Annotated in this window: 13 protein-coding genes; 10 read left to right on the top strand and 3 right to left on the bottom strand. The window is 41.9% G+C overall.

The features are described 5' to 3' along the window. Window positions 1-78: 78 nt before the first annotated feature. The 4 genes from MKZ09_RS17040 (at window position 79) to MKZ09_RS17055 (ending at window position 6,525) form a co-directional block, all read left to right on the top strand. Complete coding sequence (locus MKZ09_RS17040; protein WP_076133392.1) at window positions 79-591, top strand: DinB family protein; 513 nt, start codon at window positions 79-81, stop codon at window positions 589-591. Window positions 592-866: 275 nt separating this feature from the next. Next, window positions 867-1,775, top strand: coding sequence for an NAD(P)/FAD-dependent oxidoreductase (locus MKZ09_RS17045; RefSeq protein WP_076203972.1), 909 nt, complete (start codon window positions 867-869; stop codon window positions 1,773-1,775). A gap of 300 nt (window positions 1,776-2,075) precedes the next feature. Continuing rightward, on the top strand, window positions 2,076-3,557 hold the full coding sequence (locus MKZ09_RS17050) for an Lsa family ABC-F type ribosomal protection protein (RefSeq protein WP_076203967.1): 1,482 nt from the start codon (window positions 2,076-2,078) through the stop codon (window positions 3,555-3,557). A gap of 178 nt (window positions 3,558-3,735) precedes the next feature. Then, window positions 3,736-6,525, top strand: coding sequence for a glycoside hydrolase family 3 C-terminal domain-containing protein (locus tag MKZ09_RS17055; RefSeq protein WP_076203964.1), 2,790 nt, complete (start codon window positions 3,736-3,738; stop codon window positions 6,523-6,525). A gap of 91 nt (window positions 6,526-6,616) precedes the next feature. Here the strand turns inward: MKZ09_RS17055 and MKZ09_RS17060 are convergent, their stop codons facing one another. Further along, entirely contained in the window at window positions 6,617-10,096 is a 3,480-nt protein-coding gene (locus MKZ09_RS17060) for a glycoside hydrolase family 2 (RefSeq protein WP_076203960.1), read from the bottom strand. A 471-nt stretch (window positions 10,097-10,567) separates the two neighbouring features. Between MKZ09_RS17060 and spoVB the strand changes: the two genes are divergently transcribed. Beyond that, entirely contained in the window at window positions 10,568-12,124 is a 1,557-nt protein-coding gene (gene spoVB, locus MKZ09_RS17065; RefSeq protein WP_076203956.1) for a stage V sporulation protein B, read from the top strand. 1,090 nt (window positions 12,125-13,214) lie between these two features. Here the strand turns inward: spoVB and shc are convergent. Further along, window positions 13,215-15,107 (bottom strand): squalene--hopene cyclase, encoded by a 1,893-nt coding sequence (shc, locus tag MKZ09_RS17070; RefSeq protein ID WP_076203952.1) that lies wholly within the window; start codon window positions 15,105-15,107, stop codon window positions 13,215-13,217. Window positions 15,108-15,240: 133 nt separating this feature from the next. Next, complete coding sequence (locus tag MKZ09_RS17075; RefSeq protein WP_076133374.1) at window positions 15,241-15,687, bottom strand: OsmC family protein; 447 nt, start codon at window positions 15,685-15,687, stop codon at window positions 15,241-15,243. A 190-nt stretch (window positions 15,688-15,877) separates the two neighbouring features. On the opposite strand from MKZ09_RS17075, the gene MKZ09_RS17080 reads away from it, so the two are divergent. The 5 genes from MKZ09_RS17080 to MKZ09_RS17100 all read left to right on the top strand — a co-directional run bounded on the left by MKZ09_RS17080 (window position 15,878) and on the right by MKZ09_RS17100 (window position 20,257). Then, on the top strand, window positions 15,878-16,513 hold the full coding sequence (locus MKZ09_RS17080) for a formylglycine-generating enzyme family protein (RefSeq protein WP_179089549.1): 636 nt from the start codon (window positions 15,878-15,880) through the stop codon (window positions 16,511-16,513). A 42-nt stretch (window positions 16,514-16,555) separates the two neighbouring features. Further along, the gene (locus MKZ09_RS17085) at window positions 16,556-16,885 is read left to right on the top strand and encodes a hypothetical protein (protein WP_232061350.1); all 330 of its coding nucleotides are present in this window, start codon (window positions 16,556-16,558) and stop codon (window positions 16,883-16,885) included. A 219-nt stretch (window positions 16,886-17,104) separates the two neighbouring features. Next, window positions 17,105-18,460 (top strand): ABC transporter substrate-binding protein, encoded by a 1,356-nt coding sequence (locus tag MKZ09_RS17090; protein ID WP_076133368.1) that lies wholly within the window; start codon window positions 17,105-17,107, stop codon window positions 18,458-18,460. 58 nt (window positions 18,461-18,518) lie between these two features. After that, complete coding sequence (locus MKZ09_RS17095; protein ID WP_076133366.1) at window positions 18,519-19,418, top strand: carbohydrate ABC transporter permease; 900 nt, start codon at window positions 18,519-18,521, stop codon at window positions 19,416-19,418. After that, window positions 19,418-20,257, top strand: coding sequence for a carbohydrate ABC transporter permease (locus MKZ09_RS17100; protein WP_076125690.1), 840 nt, complete (start codon window positions 19,418-19,420; stop codon window positions 20,255-20,257). The genes MKZ09_RS17095 and MKZ09_RS17100 overlap by 1 nt, the downstream gene beginning before the upstream one ends. Window positions 20,258-20,285: the final 28 nt, after the last annotated feature.

The raw sequence follows: 20,285 nt of genomic DNA on the forward strand, positions 1-20,285 counted from the left end.
ACTGTTTGGGAAAAGAAATCAAAAGTATCACACGGATGATTAAAAGAAATTGCTTTACAGAAGAGAGGAGAGAGATGAATGGTTAAAGAGCTGATCATTGGGGATGTTTTGCAAGAGCTGGCTGGTACGCGTCGGATACTGGAGAAGCTGCCTCAAGAGAATATGACATGGAAACCACACTCTAAGTCAATGAGCCTGGGTGGGCTGGCCACACACCTCGTTAACCTTCTGAGCTGGCAATCTGCAATTCTACTTTACTCGGAGTTTGATTTGGCATCTGTGGCATATCGACGAGAAGCACTGGAGAGTCCCGAAGCGGTTCTACAAGAGTTCGACCTGAAAGCTCGTGAGATTGAGGAATTAATTACTGCAAGCAATGTGGAGATGCTCGGCGCGGAGTGGACCTTGCGGAACGGGGAGCAGATCATCCATCGTCAGACACGGGCAGCTGCGCTTCGTACCATCGGATTGAACCACATGGTTCACCACCGGGCACAGCTTGGAGTCTATTTGCGGCTGCTTGACGTGCCGGTTCCTGGTCTTTACGGACCCTCGGCTGATGAATTAGAATTAGCAAACGGTGAATCTTGATAAGTGAGGAAGCCCTGCACTGCCAAGTAAATTCAACATATAGCTCTTACCTTATATATTGGAGTATTAAGTTACTTCCAAACATACGGTAATGGGCTTATTTGCTTTTTTCTAGCATTACACTAAATAAACTCCTAGAAACATCGTGAAGTTTGGGTTGACACTTTAGTTAATATGGAGATATTATGGATTCATTAAGTCTACGATGTATCGTTTTTTTAATTTAATAATAGATAAAAAGAGTCTTTAATATCTGCATATAGGAGATGATTCATGTGATTTACGATTGCATTATTGTTGGTGGTGGACCCGCAGGCTTGAACGCAGCCCTTGTTCTTGGTAGGGCAAGACGAAAAGTAGCTTTAATTGATAATAATCAGCCAAGGAATGCTGTTACCCATGCCTCACATGGTTTTATTACAAGAGACGGGGTTACACCAGCCGAGTTTCGTCGCATTGCGTATGAGGAGGTACTACGTTATCCGTCAGTTGAGCATATCCAGACTGAGATTATTTCGAGTAACAAAATTGATTCGGGATTTGCGGTACATGATTCGTTTGGTCGTCACATTGAAGCTCGCAGATTGATTTTGGCGACCGGGTTAAAAGAAGTCCTTCCTGAGATAGAGGGTTTACGACCATTATACGGAAAAAGTCTGTTTAATTGCCCGTATTGTGACGGCTGGGAATTACGAGATCAACCCCTTGTCGTTGTTTGCGAAAATCCACATGTTTTTCATATGGCAAAAATGCTGCTCAATTGGAGTAAAGATTTGGTTATCTGCACGAACGGCAAGACATTCCTTTCAGATGAACAGAAAAAAAGTCTTGAGGCCAAGGGGGTTGTAGTCAATGAACAATTGATTTCCTCTTTTATGGGTCATGATGGGCTACTTCAGGCGGTTCGCTTTGCAGATGGTACTGAGATCTTAAGAACGGGAGGGTTTATTTCTCCGAATTTGATCCAAACGTCATCCATCGTAGATCATTTGGCTGTAGAGCGGAATGATTCTGGTGGGTTTAGCACAGATGGTGCGGGGAGAACCTCGATTCCAGGATTATATTCGGCTGGAGATGTTTCTTATTTTATGCCTTCTCAGTTAGTGTTTGCCGCGGCTGACGGGAGTCGGACAGCTATGAGTGTAAATATGGATCTTACAGAAGAAGAATTTGAACTTTTTTAACGAATTATGGGTAGGAAGTTGAAAATAATAAGTATGCATGATAACATAATTACAAATTAATGATCGGAGTTGAAAAGTATAGTGTAGTAATTATTCTTGCGTCCCATGATGAATAAAACAACAACAATGGTTTATTTCGTTTGTTTTATTCTTTGTATGCAAGAAAGTTACTACTTCTTTTCACTCGAAAATATATCCATATCTAACTCCATTTGGGGCTGGATTTGCTGTATTTATTTGAGTCACAAGAAAGTAACTTTCTTGTGGCTTTTATTTTTTAGAATACAGGAGGATTATTTTATGTCATTAATAAATGTCACAAATCTAACCTTTGCCTATGAAGGCAGCTACGATAACATATTTGAGAATGTAAACTTTCAAATCGATACTGATTGGAAATTAGGTTTCACAGGGAGAAATGGTCGAGGGAAGACTACATTTCTTAGCTTATTGCTTGGAAAGCATGAATACAGCGGTAATATTTCTGCTCATGTCAGCTTTGAATATTTCCCTTTTCAGGTGAATAACAAGGAGCTTAACACCATAGATGTGATCAGCGAGATTTTTCCGGATTATATTCATTGGAAGTTAATGCGTGAGCTTTCTTTGCTACAGGTTTCTGAGGATGTGTTATATCGTCCCTTTGATTCATTGTCTAACGGAGAGCAAACGAAAGTGCTGTTAGCCACATTATTCATTAAGGAAAATAGCTTCCTGTTGATTGATGAACCTACAAATCATTTGGATATGACAGCAAGAAAGCTTGTCAGTGATTATCTCAATACGAAAAGTGGATATATTCTGGTTTCTCACGACAGATCCTTTCTTGATAATTGTGTGGACCACATCTTGTCAATCAACAAAACCAATATAGAGATTCAAAAGGGTAATTTTTCTAGCTGGTGGGAGAATAAAGTCAGACAAGATAACTTTGAGTTAGCGGAAGACGAAAAACTAAGAAGAGATATCAAACGCTTGTCAGCATCATCTAAACGAACAGGTAACTGGTCACATGAAGTGGAAAAAACTAAAAATGGAACTAGAAATTCTGGATCTAAGTTAGATAAAGGTTATGTTGGGCACAAGGCCGCTAAAATGATGAAACGCTCTAAAGCCATCGAGCAAAGACAGCAATCTGCTATCAACGAAAAGTCTAAGCTTCTTAAAAACATCGAAAATTCTGAGAACTTAGAGATTACGCAGCTTGCTTATCATAAACGTCATCTTGCGGAGCTGGATAATGTTTCGGTTTTTTACGGAGAGAAAAGGGTATGTTCAGAAGTAAGCTTTACCATTGAGCAGGGGGAGAGAATTGCACTCTCGGGTAAAAATGGTTCCGGAAAATCAAGTATCATCAAATTGATCTGCGGTGAGGAGATAGATTATACCGGCACCTTCACTAAGGATAGCCAGCTTATCATTTCCTACGTATCACAAGACACTTCAGATCTACGGGGCGATTTAACAGATTATGCTAGAGAGAATGGGATAGATGAAAGTCTTTTTAAATCTATTCTGCGAAAGCTTGATTTCTCCAGAATCCAATTTGATAAGGATATATCCACATACAGTGGCGGCCAAAAGAAAAAAGTCCTGATCGCCAAAAGTCTTAGTGAAAAAGCTCATTTGTATATTTGGGATGAACCGCTTAATTTTATTGATGTTATTTCACGTATGCAAATTGAAGAGCTATTGCTTGAATATACCCCAACACTCGTTTTTGTGGAGCATGATCGCGAATTTTGCCATAATGTTGCCACGAAGATCATTGAACTTAGCTGACATTTTTCATTGATTGAAAATTTCCAACTCTAACAGACCAATATTATTATATTAATTAAGATAATTATTATATATATTACAGTTATCCAATGTACTATAATGGTATAGTTAAACTTTATGATATGTAATTGATGCCTAAAGAAACAACCTATAGAATTGAACAACAGGAGGAAACAAGTTGAGTACACAGAGTGTGGGAATTCCATTAGAAGGTTTTGCAGAATTTAGCCGAACGGTAGCAGCAGAAGGTGCGGTACTGTTGAAAAATGATCATCAGGTGCTTCCGCTTGGTGAAGGTGATAATGTTGCTGTTTTTGGCAGAACTCAAGTGAATTATTATCGCAGTGGTACTGGTTCGGGCGGTAGTGTTCATGTTACTTATACGACCAACCTGCTGGGCGGTCTTCGCAGTAAAAAGAACCTTATGGTCAACGAAGAGTTGGCAGCAGTATATGAGAAGTGGATTGAGCAAAATCCATTTGATAATGGTGGCGGCGTTTGGGCTGCAGAGCCATGGAACCAGAAGGAAATGCTTTTATCCGACGAATTGGTAGCAGAGGCTAGAAATAAATCGAACAAAGCAATCATTGTAATCGGACGTACAGCAGGAGAAGATCAGGATAATGTCGATGGCTCAGGAAGCTACCAACTAACAGCTGATGAAAAGGCGATGCTGAAGCAGGTAACTACATATTTTGAGCAAACGATTGTTGTACTGAACGTCTCTAATATTATTGATATGAGCTGGCTGAACGATGAAAGCTATAAAAATCCGATTTCGTCTGTCATCTACTCTTGGCAGGGGGGAATGGAAGGTGGTAATGCAATTGCAGATGTGCTGGCTGGAGAAGTAACTCCAAGCGGTAAATTAACTGACACGATCGCATATTCCATCAACGATTACCCGTCAACACATAACTACGGCAATGAATTTACAAACCTTTATCAGGAAGATATCTATGTTGGTTATCGCTATTTCGAGACATTTTGCCCAGAAAAGGTTCAATATGAATTTGGTTATGGAATATCGTATACCACGTTTAAGCTCGAGCCAGAAGAAGCTAAACTTATTTATAAAGCTGGCGAACTTAATGTTGAAATTGGCGTAACCGTAACTAATACAGGAACTACCTTTGCTGGAAAAGAGGTTGTTCAGGTCTATTATGAAGCTCCACAAGGGAAATTGGGACAGCCTGCTAAAGCTTTGGCAGCATTCGCAAAAACAGAAGTCCTTCAGCCGGGCGAAGCCCAACGTCTTACCGTGAGTTTCCCTGTTCATTCAATGGCTTCCTATGATGATGCTGGTGTGTCAGGGCATGCTTCCGCTTATGTGCTAGAAGAAGGCACGTACCGCATGTTTGTGGGAACGAGTGTTAAAAAAGTGGAGGAAGTCAAAGTTGAAGGGCATAGCGGCTATGTCGTGGAAACACTTCAAGTTGTGGAACAGTTACAAGAAGCTCTTGCACCCACGCAAAGCTTTACAAGAATGCAGCCTGGCGTTCAAAAAGCAGACGGTTCGTATGAACTTGTTTATGTAGAGGTTCCAATACGCAAGATTTCGTTAGCTGAACGGATCGAGAGCAATCTACCCACAACGATCTCCCAGACAGGCAATCAAGGGTATAAATTAAGAGATGTATTTGAACAAAAAGTTAGTATGGAAGCTTTTATTGCCCAGCTTAGTGACGATGATTTGGCTGCCATTGTCCGAGGTGAAGGCATGAGCAGTCCTTTAGTTACACCGGGTACAGCTTCTGCATTTGGAGGAGTAAGTGATAGTCTATATAACTTAGGAATCCCTGTTGCATGTACAGCAGATGGTCCTTCAGGAATTCGTATGGATAGTGGAGCAAAAGCGACTCAGGTTGCGATCGGAACGCTTCTTGCTGCTACTTGGAATGCCGAATTAGTCGAAGAGCTGTATGTGTTAGAAGGACAAGAGTTAGTAAGAAACAACATAGACACCTTGCTTGGACCAGGTCTAAATATTCGTCGCAGCCCGCTGAATGGCCGCAACTTTGAGTATTTTTCTGAAGATCCTTTGATCTCTGGGGTGTTTGCCGCTGCATGTACACGTGGGATTATGAAAGGTGGCTCTAATGCCACGCTGAAGCATTTTGCCTGCAATAATCAGGAGAAACATCGCAGTAAAGTGGACGCTGTTGTATCGGAACGTGCGCTTCGCGAGATTTATTTGAAAGGTTTTGAAATTGCAGTGAAGCAGGGTGGAGCGAATTCAATTATGACCTCCTATAACCCTGTTAATGGACATTGGGCCGCTTCAAATTACGATTTGAACACAACAATTCTGCGCGGAGAATGGGGCTTCAAAGGTATTGTCATGACAGACTGGTGGGCCATCATGAATGATGTCGTTAACGGTGGAGCTGCAGACCGGAAATTTACAAATTGGATGGTCCGTGCACAAAATGACCTGTACATGGTTGTTGCTAACTATGGCGCCGAAATTAATGGATGGAATGACAACACCATTGAATCCTTGGAAAATGGATCTTTGACTAGAGGAGAGCTGCAACGTTCTGCAATGAATATTTGTGAGTTCATCATGCATGCTCCAGTATTCTCGAGAAAACAGCAAATTGTTGAAACAGTTGAGTCCTTTAAGGCTAATCCTTCACTTACTGCAGAACAAGTACAATCCTTATCTCAAAATCCACAGGTTAAGCCAGCCGTTGAAGGATCGACTTTCTTTGAAGTTGGTCAAGCTGGTCAATATCGGATCCTCGTGCATATCATGTCAACAGAGCCTGAGCTGGCTCAAAGTGCATGCAATGTTAATTTGAATGATCAATTGATGACAACCATTCAAACCAACGGGACAGAAGGTCAATGGATTAGACAAAAGCTTGTGAAAGTAGAACTCGAAGCAGGTCTTTATGAAATGAAACTGGAATTCATTAAACCAGGTTTACAGATCGACTGGATCGAATTTAATAAAGTCGACTAAACAGCTCTAAATATAAGTTAAAGGAAAAACCCTGTGCTAATGCGCAGGGTTTTTCCTTTTGCTAATCGATTAGTTTAGAGTTGAAACTACCTTATTCTGCTTGGAATTGGAACCACTTAAAGTCAAACTGGCTTCCTGGTAGAAATATAAAGGTGACGGTTTGCAGACCGGTTACGCGCTCCAACACAAATTCTCTTTCGCAATAATCACTTGACTGTGTAAACTCCACAAGCTGTCTCTTTTCACCCTCTGGTCCGCTAAATAGAATATGAAGAGTATTTTTATCGATAGGCGAATGCCCGCATAAAGTTAGTTTAGTGCTTCCAGTATCACCGAAGTCCATATCTTTAAAGATGAGAGAGACGTTGTTACCAATATTTTTGATTTGTCCATCTGCCAGCGTAAAGGAATCCCCATAAATCTGATTGTATTCCAGAACGTTAAGTTGTTCGTACGCTTTTAAAGGTTTGTTAAACTGAAAGCCCTTGAGATGAATCTTTTTATGAAGAACAAAACAAAGGGTGGTGACACCTTTTATTCGCTCAGGTAATGAGTAGGTTTCCTCTTGATATACATTCCATATGGAAGGTTTTTGATAGGTTACCTGTGTCAGCAGAGCTGCGTTTGGAGCATCCGGAGTACCTTTCCAGATATCAATCGTATAATTATCGTTATCTAGCGCGAAGATAGGAAGGGTAAGTTCAGTAGCTCCATAATCACCGAAATCGATGTTGTCGAAACAGATCCAGCTTTCTCCTTCTCTTGCAGTAGCCACTCCGCGTTCATTCCCATTTGTTAAGTTCCGGCTCGTATTGCTATGATAACCAGCGGAAACAAACTCATAAGGATTCAAAAAGGCAGCTCCCAAATCTCGAATATGGAATTCCATAAGCGAGTACAGGCGCACTTGATCTGCACCGTTTTTCGTTGCACACCGTACATAGACGTCTCCGTCTCCCAAAGCCGATATTACTGCTTCATGCCCATTTGCCTCAAGAACGGCTATATTGGCGTCAATGCCGGCAGCATTCGTAACTCGCCATTCAATTTCCTGGTAGGTTGCGTTCTCTGGATGAATTTGCACACGAACCGGAAGTGCTCGGGTGTCCTTCGTTAGTTGATTTCCTTGTGGGCATATGATTTCCAGCTTGCGAACGGGAATTTCATCTGATAAATAGTCTTGGGATAACTCGCTCACATCCGATAGTGATTGTGACGAATGCTGATAAAGTACAAGCTCTTCGTCCTTAGAATGATCTAGCTCTCGTGCTTCGGAAGTCAGTGTAAGCTCAGCAGACTGTAAGCCATGGGAAGATGCACGTACAACGATTGTACCTGGCTCCAATGAAGAGGCAATGACCGCAAGCAATTTGCCGCTGAACATCCGGCGACTTGTTCCTTTATATGAATCGTAGTCAGTGCTGTCACCATTATCTAAACCAACAAGACGCCCCGGCCCTTCTACAGAGATTTGAATACGATTATTGGCATTCTCCACGGGACGTCCTTCTTGATCGAGGGTTGAGATCTCAACAAATACCAAGTCCGATCCGTCAGCAGTGATCTGTGCCTTATCAGGATTCATGACCACAGTGGCCGAATCTTCGAAAGAAGTTACCGTATCTTCAGCGATCTGTACTCCGTGTTCATCATAAGCGACTGCTCGCAGAGTACCTTCGCTATAGGGGAGCTGCCATTCCCCAAGCAGCTTTTTACCATGTTTATGGTCAATGTTAACCGTGCCCATGGATTGATCATTAAAGAACAATTCGATTTGTGGTGCGTTGGAGCATACTCGCACATCAATAAGCTGCCCTTCAGAGAAATCCCAGTACGGAAAAATATGAATCATCGGGGCGACCTTGTAATCCGTCCATTCTGCTTGATAAATATAATAGGAATCCTTTTTGAATCCTGCGGTATCCAGTTGACCGAAATACGAGTTTTTAGTGAAGTACGGAGTTGGCTCCCCGATATAGTCAAATCCAGTCCAAATAAATTGTCCCGGTGAGTAGGTCGCATCACGATCTGCGATAATGCAGGCTTCTGTGTTTTTGGCACCCCAGCTAGTAGAACTGTTCCCTAAGGCTGAGCATTGTTCATCATCATCAGACAATACAGACTGAGCAAAAGGGAAGTGGTAGATGCCTCTGCTCTGTACAGTAGACGAAGTTTCACTACCATAAATAATCCAGTCGGGATGTTCCTCATGATGCTGGTCATAGTATTTTTCGGCATAGTTATATCCTGCGAACTTCACTAGATCTGCGCATTTCTGTGCATTCTCCCATGGCATATAGTTGGAACCGATAGTAACTACTGCATTACCTTTAGGGTCATGAACCTGCACCAGATCACGTAATTCTATGGTTAACTCTTGGCCGCGTTCATCGGCATGGGTGTCGTATATTTCATTTCCGATACTCCACATGAGCATGGAGGGACGATTTCTATCCCGGCGTACCCAACTGGCAATATCTTGTTTCCACCAATCCGGATAAAATCTGGCGTAGTCAAAAGGAGTTTTACTCCGTTCCCACATATCGAATGCTTCGGAAACTATGAGCACGCCCATTTCATCCGCTAGTTCCATCAGTTCAACGGCTGGCATATTGTGGGCCGTACGAATAGCGTTTACGCCCATCTCCTGCAAGAGGATAATCTGTCTTTTTAGAGCTACCTTATTCACCGCAGCCCCCAAACATCCCAAATCATGATGTTGGCATACGCCATGAATCTTCACCTTTCGGCCATTCAAAAAGAAACCTTGTTGGCTGTCAAACTCCATCGTACGGAATCCGAAGGTTTGGATTTCTTCTTCAATTACTTGATCATTCTCCAGCAGCTCCGTTTTTAGGGAATAGCAGTAAGGCTGGTTAATATCCCAGAGCATTGGATTATTGACGGATAAGAGGGCAGAGCTGGATACAGCAGGCCCGACTTGTCCTGGACTTTCATTTTCTGCATGAGAGATACAGATACCTGAAGCATCCAGTATACTGTGACGAATTATGTAGTGCTTTGCGGGTTGTAATAGATCATTGCACAATACTTCGGTATCTACCTCAACATTCCAGGAATCCTCTTTTTTATGAGTAGAGATATAAATACCATCAGGCACAATATGTGTCCCTGGATACGTCTTCAGCCATACACTCCGATAGATGCCCGCACCGGAATACCAGCGTGAGTTAGGAGACTCATGAACCACTTGAACATAGATTTCGTTGATACCTTCAATAATGTATGGCGTGATATCTAATTCAAAGGTGGAGTATCCATTTTTCCAGACGCCTGCGATATGGCCGTTCACATAGAGAGTGGAGTCCATGTATACGCCTTCAAAACGAAGCGAGACACGACTATTTGGCACTTTCTCATCTATAACTATGCTTTTACGGTACCAGCCTTCTCCGCTTTCATATAGATTATGTGTATCAAAAATTAGCCAGTCATGGGGTAAGGTTACGTCGATCCACTCCAAATCAGCTGCTATCACCGATTCTAAAGTAGACTTAAGCGGCTGTTTGCTGAATAACCAGTCATTATTTAATCTTGTTTTCTGACTCATGAATGAAGTTCTCCTTTATCTTTGGAAAATTTAGAAGTGGTTATTAACGATGTGAATGATTTCCGTAAAGCCTTTTGTATTCTTTTTTATCATATCAAAGATTTTGCAAAAAGACATTTACGAAGAAGAGTGAAAAAACTGTAATAACAAAGCTATTGAAATCGTATTCAAAATGATAACATGCCATTGGTAAATTATCTATTTATTTCTTAATATATCTTTTATTGAGGTGGCTGAAATTTATACAAAAACAGTACTAATGAACGATGCAAAGAAGTATCTCTGATCTATGAAAAATGTTTTTGCTTCAGAAGCTAATGAAAGTGAGGAAAATTGCCTGGTATACCAACTAAAATGTGTTGAGCTTATCGCTGATTAAATACTTTACAAATACTTGTCTGCATGTACTTGTGTTTGTTCGAATAAGTTAGAAAGAAGGACAGGACAAACCATAGGTGGAGATGCGTATAAATGGGGATGCGTAAACAAAGTTTTATTCGTGGCACGTTCATATTAACCGTGTCGTCATTTTTCACAAAAGGGCTTGGTTTTTTGAACGGAGTCTTGTTGGCACGTTTTTTGGGAGCAGAGGGAGTAGGGCTGCTTATGATTGCTCATCCACTGCTTCCCTTATTTATTACGCTGACAGAGCTGGGACTTCCTGTTGCGATTTCAAAGCTTGTATCGGAAGCTGAGGTTAATCAGGATGAAGCGCGGGTAAGGCGTATTCTCAAAGTATCCTTAAGCATTACGGGTACGTTGAGTATTATATTAACTTTAGTGGCTCTATTTGGCTCCAAATGGATCGCATCAATTTTTTTAGCCGATCAGCGGGCGTATTATGCAATGGTTGCTATTACGCCGATCATTCCAATTATTGCGATGTCTGCTGTACTGAAAGGTTATTTCCGTGGAAAACAGAACATGAACCCACTTGCCTTTTCCGATATTATTGAGAATCTGGCGCAAATCATTGTCATTATCGGTGTGGTCAACGTTTTGTTGCCCTACGGTATTGCTTATGCAGCTGCTGGCGCAATGGCTGCCTCCGTTGTTGGGGAAGGTTTTGGTTTGCTCTACTTGTTTGCGGTTTTCAAATGGGCTAATCGAGGTAAGATCAAAACCTCTCCACCACCAACGTCAAGAATTTCACTTAAAGGAGATAGTACGTTAAGAGATTTGCTGCGCATCGGCTTACCGATGACAGGCAGCGGTTTTATTCATTCGCTCTATCATGCCTTTCTACCACTGCTGATTACGAAAAGTCTAGTACTATTTGGTGTAGGTGTTGAGATGGCAACCAAGCAATTCGGACTTCTGGCGGGTTATGCTCTTCCCATGTTGTTTCTCCCCAGCTTCTTCACACAATCGTTGTCGACTGCATTAATTCCGGCGATCAGCGAAGCAAGTGTGAGCAACAATAGCAAGCTTATGCATAGTCGGATGGATATGGCTATGCGATCCGCGCTTATAGTAGGTTTCCCATGTACAATCATCCTGTACTTATGGGCTGTACCCTTAACAACTTTGATCTATCATTCGCCAGAAGCGGGCGAGCTGCTAAGGTTAATTGCACCCTTATTTTTTCTTTATTATTTCGGAGCGCCGCTGCAAGCGATTTTACTTGGTTTGGGGAAAGCATCAACTGTTATGTGGAATCATATTCTTACGAATATTTTCGAAGTGATTGCGATCTTTGTTCTAGGTTCTAATATTGGAATCGAAGGGGTGGCCATGGGTTTCGGACTGGGGCTCTTGCTGCTGACACTGTTGAATTTTTTATCCGTGGCAGGAACGATCGGGTTTTATTTTGACTTTCGTATTGTATTCAAGGTGGGAGCAGGAGGAATTGTCATGGTGCTTAGCGGGTTGGCGGCTCACGGAATTCTGGAACGATTGCACCTGGGGCAGATCATTGAACTGTTCGGAGCGTTGCTCGTTTCGTTAATTACCTATGCAGCAACATTGCAGGTAACCCATGCGTGGGAGAGGGCACCGAAACCACCAACGATTACACCTGTTTCTTGAAAGGGAATATTTCTGATATTCCGGTACCGTGCTCCAAAAAGTAAACTGAGTAATGATGCAACCCTCTGTGTACCCGTATGGAGGCGGATGAAGGTAATGGATGGGGAGCAGCGAGGTGTTTAACTGTATTTTGTGCAGCTATAATCGTTCAAAATAGTTGTGCATCAAAAATAGCTGTATTTCATACATCTATTCTCATGAGATTAAGGCTTCTAGGTGATTTCTCTTGATTTTAATTGTATAGAATGTAGTTAAAGTCGAAGTTATTCCCTAGCAATATGGATTAAGTGTATAAAATGCAGTTATTTCATTAGATTGCGTGAAAATCTTGCGCTACAAATATACGGAGTGGGGATATTAGAAGTTACAGTCATAATTTGCTCAGGCAAAACGCCGCTGATCCAAAATATCAGGCAGCGATCCTTGATTATCGGAGATCGCTGCCTGATTGACTATGTGTTAACTACGCTCAATTGACTCAAAGCAAAAATGGAGTCTATCTCATAAGTAATTTAAGTAATTCCTATAGGGCTGATCCAAATGGCAAGTTGGATTGATTAGGTAACATTTTGCGCACACGTATTTGCTATCGGACTCAGCTGACCTTAAGAGCAGATTTAGCTTACATTTGGAATTTTAATGGACCCCATCGCAGTTATTACTATGAAAAACATCTAAAATGACTCTCTTTTTAAGGAATAGTTGCACTGGAGTCCGTAATCTAACTCAAAAGCCTACAAACAAGCAAATAGCGTCTTCTGGGTCCGAAAATCTCTACGCTTGATCAAGACTGGGTGATTTAGAGGTAGGTGCAACGGACAAAAGCATTCAACCCCTAGTTCATAACAGCAGAACAACGATTCTCCTATAACGGATGATTGCTGCTCTGGTGCTTTTTACTGATAGAAAAAGAAAGTGGTCTTTATGGAAAGAAAACATGTAGTTTAGTTTGAACAGATGAATACGTACTGGAGCAAGTTATTAAGAACAGTTTGTCGTAAAGGACGGCATAGGGCGCGATTTAAGCTTTTTCGAGACAGCTAAGAAGTGGAACAGAACAACGCTAGTTATTACTGAGTATTACCGAGTATTATCCTTGGCCGTATTTTTTTCTGTAATGACTCAGTGTGAGTAGTGGCCAGATATAGCGATAACTATGATAATTGGAATAAAAATTACCGGGAAGACCAGCACCAGTGGGATAAGAAGTTTTCCAATCCTCTTCATGAATAGACGTGATTAGTCTTTGAATTCCTTTTTCCACCGCAGCTGTTGGCTCTGGCTGAACGGCGATAATCGCATCAAGTGCCCAGGCGGTTTGTGAAGGAGTGCTTTCTCCTAAAGGAACATATTGTAGAAGCCGGTCGCTGTGACAAGACTCCCCCCAACCGCCATCCGAGTTCTGAATGCTTAGGAGCCACTTTACTCCTTTTTGCAATGTATCATGATTTATAGGGAGCCCAACAGCCTGCAGGCCTGTTAATGATGCCCAAGTGCCATAAATATAACAAACACCCCATCTTCCGTACCACGAACCATCCTTCTCCTGATGTTGAATCAGCCATTTCGTACCCCGTTTAATGAACTCGTGTTGTGTATTTAAACCAGCGAAGTTTCCGAGAAACTCCAAAGTTCGTCCGGTAAGATCTGCTTCCGAAGGATCAATGGCTGCAGATTTAGCACCATCGATAGCGAGCCATGTGAGCATTTCTTTATTGGTGTTTTTTTCGAATGCCGGCCAGCCACCGTCGTTATTTTGCATCGTTAGGACCCAATTCAGTCCGCGATTCCATGATTCCAAATATGAAGGGTGAATTGTTGACACGCTTCGGATGGCTCGCAAGGCTGCCGTTGTATCATCGACGTCCGGATTGATTGTATTAGACTCAGAGAATCCCCATCCACCGGGAACTGTGTCCGGATTATGGATGCTCCAATCAGCAGTTTTATGATGCTGTTTATCCAGAAGATAAGATGCAGCGTGCTTTATTCCTTTGTGATCAACCGGAATATGAGCCTCTTGTAAAGCATAGGAGATTAACGCTGTATCCCATATTGTAGATGGAGAGTTTTGAATTGTAATATTATGATTTGATTGGCATTGCAGTGCGGTGAGACCTTGAATGGCCTGTGTAATTATTGGATGCTGCCGATCATAATCGAGAGCAAGCAGGGCAAAAACCATAAGAATTGTACTGCTGGCATAGCTGTAAAAAGTACCGTCGGATTCGATTCGCTGAAGTATATATTGCTCTGCTTTGTTTTTGGCAGCTTCATGTATGTAGTGTGGACTTCCGAGTAATCTGCTCAAACCCATTTGAATAACGTCCTGCATCTCCTGGTATCCACGGGTAGGCGATTCATCTGCATCCAACCGTGTCTCCATAAGATCTGACAGATCAGGAGCATGGGCTGTAGTGACCGAAAATCGCCGATCGGCCATAATGAGCATAGGAGTCAGGTGTACCCTAGAGTAGCCAGAGAATTCGAAATAGTTAATAGGGAAGTAAGAGGGAAACAAAAGCACCTCCAGTGGAATCGAAGAAATTGCTAAAGGCCACTTGCTTTGACCCGTTGCAGCGAGTATGACTCTAGTTAAGATACTTGTAACTTTACCTAATCCACCTTTAGACAGTATATAACGCTTAGCCCGCAGTATTGGCTCGTCTGTTATCTTACTGTACCCAGAGTAGAGTAGGGCATAATAAGCTTCGACTGATGTGGATAAGTTCCCAGCTTCTTCGTCCTTATATAGCTGCCAGCAACCCTCTCGCTGTTGTGCATCAAGAATGCGATCATGTAGCTGCCGAATGAGCGTTTCATTCTGTAGGTTCAACACCCTAAAGAGAATGATCATATAAGCATCGATCACAATTCCGTTCTCAAAACAAAAATGCCATGAGCCGTCATCCTTCTGCTGTTGTAGTAAGAACGTTGTCAAATATTCGATTTCTTCATCTACTTTACTTAGTATATCCGTCATTTTTTGGGTTCCTCCGAAGGCATCATTTTTAACATTATATGAAGTCGGAGAACAGGACATGAAAAAGAGCTGCTTAGTCGCTTTTAAGCAACTTTGCAGCCTTTTTTCATTCCCTCTTAGCATTATAAAACGGTTAATTTTCAATCACAATACGATTTAGCTTGAGATTAACCGGAGCAGCAATGGTGTCACCTACAGGGCATTTACTCTCCAGAAATTGTACGAACTGTTCGACCTTCTCAGCAGGGGATGGAGTCTTTATGTAGAATGTATACCGAATATCGGAATAGCCAGGACGTACTTCAGAGCGGTTGAAGAATCCGTCGAGATCCAAGTCACCCTCCACATCTACTCTGAAATCTTCAAGCTCCACCTCAAATTTAGAGGCGTAGACCCGAGCTACAATGGATTGGCAGGCACCCAAAGAAGCGAGCAAAGCTTCAACAGGATTCATTCCTGTATCTGTCCCCCCTAGACTTGCCGGTTCGTCGATGACCAGCTCGAATTGTCTTACATTAGTAACAACCTTAACGCCGTCTTGCAAATGAGCAGTTGCTTTGAAAGTTTGAACATTTGGCATGTGTTTACACTCCTTCTTGTGGACAAACCAAGTATGATTTAATGTTTCTTATTTTTTTATAATTCATAGTATCTTACTAGGAATTGTATAGATTATAGTTCTATTCTGTATACCCGTCAATACATGATTAAAATATTGTTAGGAGGCAGATAGAGTGTCAATCAAAATTAAGAGTGATTTGGACTATCCAATGGTTGCAATTCCAGGGGGAGAAATAGAATTAAGAGACGATCGGATAAAGCGTAAATGGAAAGCAGAAATAAAACCATTTCTTCTTGCACCCTATCCTGTAACTGTGGATCTATTCAATGCTATAATTAATAACTCATCTCATGGAGATCTAAAACCTGTTGTGAATATTTCATGGTTTGAAGCCATCTCTTTTTGCAATCTGCTTTCCCAGAAAGTTGGATTGATAGAAGCTTATGCTATAGGTGAAGATGGTGAGCACATTATTTGGGATAGGAAATCAGACGGCTATCGACTTTCAACAGAAGCAGAGTGGCAATATGCATGTAAAGCAGGAACTTCTGGTTATCAATATGGAGTATTGGATAATATCGCTTGGTATAATCAAAATTCAGGTGGCGAACTCCATGAAATTGGACAAAAGGAACCCAATGCATGGGGACTTTATGATATGTTAGGAAATGTATGGGAATGGTGCTGGGATTTATATGATGAAGAAGTGTATGGCTCCTATCGAATTTTTCGCGGAGGCAGCTGGGCAGAAGAGGACAGAGGATGTGGAGCCACATGCCGCCGTCGTAGTCATCCAACATTTAGCGTAGATGATCTTGGCTTCCGTCTCGCCCGGTCTTATTAACGGGTTATGGATTTGTAAGTGGAATTAGAGGAGGGAATAATTATGTGCGAAGGGCACATAGATAAGCACGGTTATAACGAGCATCGAGAATACGGAGAGCATGGAGAAATGAATATAAATGGAGTCAAGGAGGGTTCGGAGCATTCTCACAAAAGCGCTCAGACCTTTCGTCGTGCTAGGGCTATCGCATTTTTGGACAAGCTAATGATTAATCGTTCAGCGTTGCAGCAGCAGCTAAAAGAGTCAGAGATTGAAACGACAAAACAAGTCATTAGTGGTGAACTAAAAGCTACGGAAGCGATCATCGATGAGTTCATACATATGTTTCAGATTCATGAGATAACTTCTGATAATAGAGAAGATAGAACCTAAGCCACTCAGGTATATAGAGGTGTTCATTCCCTAAGTTTTGATATGAATGAAAAAAAAGACTTCTGAAGCAATCAGAGGTCTTCTTTGTGTGTAGCTAATAAAGAAAAATACCTAATGTAAAGAGAATACATCATTAAGTAAAACGCTTTCATGTTCACTCGATAAATTGATTTATATAATTAGTCCTGTAAGCAATATAAAAATGGGGGGCGAAAAAGAATGAAAAAAGTCAACAAAAAAAGGATGAACCTAACTCTAACAGTGTTGATGGCTATGTCCATGCTTATCACTGCTTGTGGTGGGAACAACGGGAATAACGTGAATTCTGAGGCTAATGCAAACTCAGGCAATACGGGAAAAACACCTGCGGCAGAAGAGAAGCTCAAGATTACCATGTGGTCCCAATTCGCGGATCCAAATTCTAAAGACGGCGGGTTTGTTGGTTTTTATAAAGCACTTGAGGCAACCAAGGCTAAATTCCCTAATGTAGAAATCGAGCATGTGGGTGTTGGGGGCGAATCTTATAAAACAAAAGTGAAAGCGGCTTCAGCAGCCAATGAACTGCCCGACATTTTTTACACCTGGGGTGGCGGATTCTCTGAGCCATTTATAGCGGGGAACCGGATTTTGTCCATTGATGATCTCGCAAAGGATGGAACACTGGACCAAATCGTACCAGGTACGACAGACAATTTCATCTTCGATAGCAAGCTTTACGGCCTGCCGATCAATATAGCTACTGCTCAAATGTACGTCAATAAAGAACTATTCGAGCAAGCAGGAGCGAAAATTCCGGAAACATGGGATGAGCTTGTTGCTGCGATTGAAGCACTAAAAGCAAAAGGCATTCAGCCGATTGCACTTGGAGCTAAAGACAGATGGCCAGCAATGCAATGGAACGCGATTCTAGCCATCCGGATGGCAGGCGTGGATGCTGTAAATGCCGCTTTAACGAAAACAGGATCATTCGATACACCTGAATTCACAGAAGCTGCTGCGAAATACAAACAATTGATTGATGCGGACGCCTTCGGCAAACATTTTGTTGGAACTTCTTATGATGACGCGACAAATATGTTCCTATCCGGCAAAGCAGCGATGATGTTCATGGGTGCTTGGGTCAACGGACAGATTGAAGATGATAACTCTCTGGTCAAAGGTAAAGTAGTACCGATTAAATTTCCAACCATTCCAGGGGGAAAAGGAAATGCTGACGAGTGGTTCGGAGGTTCGGGTGAAACATTCGTGCTCAATGCCGATCTGAAAAACAAGGAAAGAATATGGGAAGTATACAAGTTCTTTATTGAGACCATGTCTAAAGAAGTATTCCTGGCTGGTTCAGGCTCCTCAGCATGGAAAGTTGATGTAGGTGACACTTCTCAAATGAATCCACTGGCTCTGCAAATTGGTGAGTTGTCTTCTTCTGCAACAGGTTTCTCCTACTGGTGGGATCAAATGCTGAATGGTAATGACACTGAATCTATGTTCGGATCGCTGATGAAATTCGTCGCCGGAAAAACAACACCTGAAGACTACACGAAAGAACTACAGAGCAAGGTCAATCAAGGTCAATAATCTGCGTCAGGCGGTGAGAATTGTTCGCCGCCTGTTCGATTTAAAGGTGGAGTGAAGCATGCATCAAGTATTCGGAAACAAAAAGGCTATCGCCGTATTTGTTGTTCCTGCTTTGATTTTATACATTCTTGTTGGTTTTTTCCCGATCCTTCAGTCCATGTATTACAGTCTGCTGGACTGGGACGGAATTCAACCGGCTAAATTTATCGGTTTAGCTTCTTATAAGAATTTATTTTTTACAGATACGTTCGGCATGGATTTTAATCATTCGATACTTAATACGTTGTATCTGGCAGTTCTTTCTGTTTTCATGCAACTTCCGATAGCTCTGGTGCTCGCTCTGGTTCTTGCCAGAGGGGTCTGGGGGGAAAAGCTGTATCGTACTTTGTATTTCATTCCAGTCTTGGTATCCTCCTCTGTCATCGGGGTTATGTTTCTGAAAATCTATCAGCCTGAATATGGCTTGCTGAATACGATACTCAATCAATTAGGCTTGTCCTCCTGGACACATGATTGGTTGACGGAAAGCGGAACAGCACTAATTAGTGTTATGATTCCAATCGTTTGGCAATATATCGGCTACCATATGCTGCTAATGTACGCTGCAATCAAAGGGATTCCTGAAGATTTGTACGAGGCTGCAAAAATTGACGGAGCATCAAGTATAAGAACCGCCTTCTCTATCACTATTCCACTTATTTCACCGATACTGAAGGTATGCGTCATATTTGCTGTTTTGGGATCTTTGAAGTTTTTCGATTTAGTCTTCATTATGACCAATGGCTACCCTACACCGGAAACTAGTGTTCCAAGTACATTGATGTATTCGTCGATTTTTAATCGCAATATGTATGGGTACGGCAGCGCGATGGCCGTGTTTATGGTTGTGGAATGTCTCTTTTTCTACTTAGTTCTACAAAAACTGATCAGAACCTACGATGATAAGGAGGAGAGCTAATGACAACAACACATAACCGCCGCTGGCCAAAGGTTGTTTTGCAAATTGCGTTTCTAATTTTCGCCGTTATTCAACTGTATCCGCTCGTGTGGCTTGTATTTTCCTCCTTTAAAACAAACATAGAAATTACAGGCTCAAATGTGATGGGCTTGCCTAATGAGTGGCGGTGGGCGAACTACGACTACGCACTTTTTAAGGCGAATATCGCACGTAACTTTTTGAACAGCCTTATGTATACAACGGTAACTGTCATTATTTCTGCTCTGTTATCGGCAATGGTTTCTTTTGCTGTCGCAAGAATGAAGTGGAAGCTTAATAATGTGGTGCTTACTTTCTTCATGCTGGGATTGATGATTCCCGTTCATGCTACGCTGCTACCTGTCTTTCAGATGTTAAAAATGACAAGCTTGCTGAATACGCCGTGGGCCTTAATCATTCCTTATACCGTTAGTGCACTTCCTACTACAATCTTTATCATGATTGGTTTTTTTAGAGCGCTGCCAGGGGAGTTGGAAGAAGCCAGCGTTGTAGACGGCTGCAATATTTATCAGGTTTTTTTCCGTATTATGCTTCCGCTTGTAAAGCCGGCTATCGTAACCACTTCCATCTTTACTTTTTTATCCGCTTGGAACGAACTGATGTTTGCCAATACGTTCATTAATGATCCTGACTTAGCAACAATTACCGTCGCCATCAATTCGTTTAAAAGTGCCTATGCCACAGAATTCGGACCTATGTTCGCTGGAATGGTTGTGGCTACACTACCCATGATCATTATCTACTTGTTCCTAAGTAACCAAGTCCAAAAAAGCATTATTGCCGGGGCAGTTAAGGGCTAAAGCAATGGGGTAGGAATCCTTCGAAAAA

It is taken from the genome of Paenibacillus sp. FSL R5-0908 (genome assembly GCF_038006245.1).
GTDB lineage: Bacteria > Bacillota > Bacilli > Paenibacillales > Paenibacillaceae > Paenibacillus_AQ > Paenibacillus_AQ odorifer.

Excerpts from the sequence above, each read along its gene's own strand:
- MKZ09_RS17040 (WP_076133392.1), top strand. The coding sequence starts at position 79 with ATGGTTAAAGAGCTGATCATTGGGGATGTTTTGCAAGAGCTGGCTGGT.
- MKZ09_RS17050 (WP_076203967.1), top strand. The coding sequence starts at position 2,076 with ATGTCATTAATAAATGTCACAAATCTAACCTTTGCCTATGAAGGCAGC.
- MKZ09_RS17060 (WP_076203960.1), bottom strand. The coding sequence starts at position 10,096 with ATGAGTCAGAAAACAAGATTAAATAATGACTGGTTATTCAGCAAACAG.
- spoVB (WP_076203956.1), top strand. The coding sequence starts at position 10,568 with ATGGGGATGCGTAAACAAAGTTTTATTCGTGGCACGTTCATATTAACC.
- shc (WP_076203952.1), bottom strand. The coding sequence starts at position 15,107 with ATGACGGATATACTAAGTAAAGTAGATGAAGAAATCGAATATTTGACA.
- MKZ09_RS17075 (WP_076133374.1), bottom strand. The coding sequence starts at position 15,687 with ATGCCAAATGTTCAAACTTTCAAAGCAACTGCTCATTTGCAAGACGGC.
- MKZ09_RS17080 (WP_179089549.1), top strand. The coding sequence starts at position 15,878 with ATGGTTGCAATTCCAGGGGGAGAAATAGAATTAAGAGACGATCGGATA.
- MKZ09_RS17085 (WP_232061350.1), top strand. The coding sequence starts at position 16,556 with ATGTGCGAAGGGCACATAGATAAGCACGGTTATAACGAGCATCGAGAA.
- MKZ09_RS17090 (WP_076133368.1), top strand. The coding sequence starts at position 17,105 with ATGAAAAAAGTCAACAAAAAAAGGATGAACCTAACTCTAACAGTGTTG.
- MKZ09_RS17095 (WP_076133366.1), top strand. The coding sequence starts at position 18,519 with ATGCATCAAGTATTCGGAAACAAAAAGGCTATCGCCGTATTTGTTGTT.
- MKZ09_RS17100 (WP_076125690.1), top strand. The coding sequence starts at position 19,418 with ATGACAACAACACATAACCGCCGCTGGCCAAAGGTTGTTTTGCAAATT.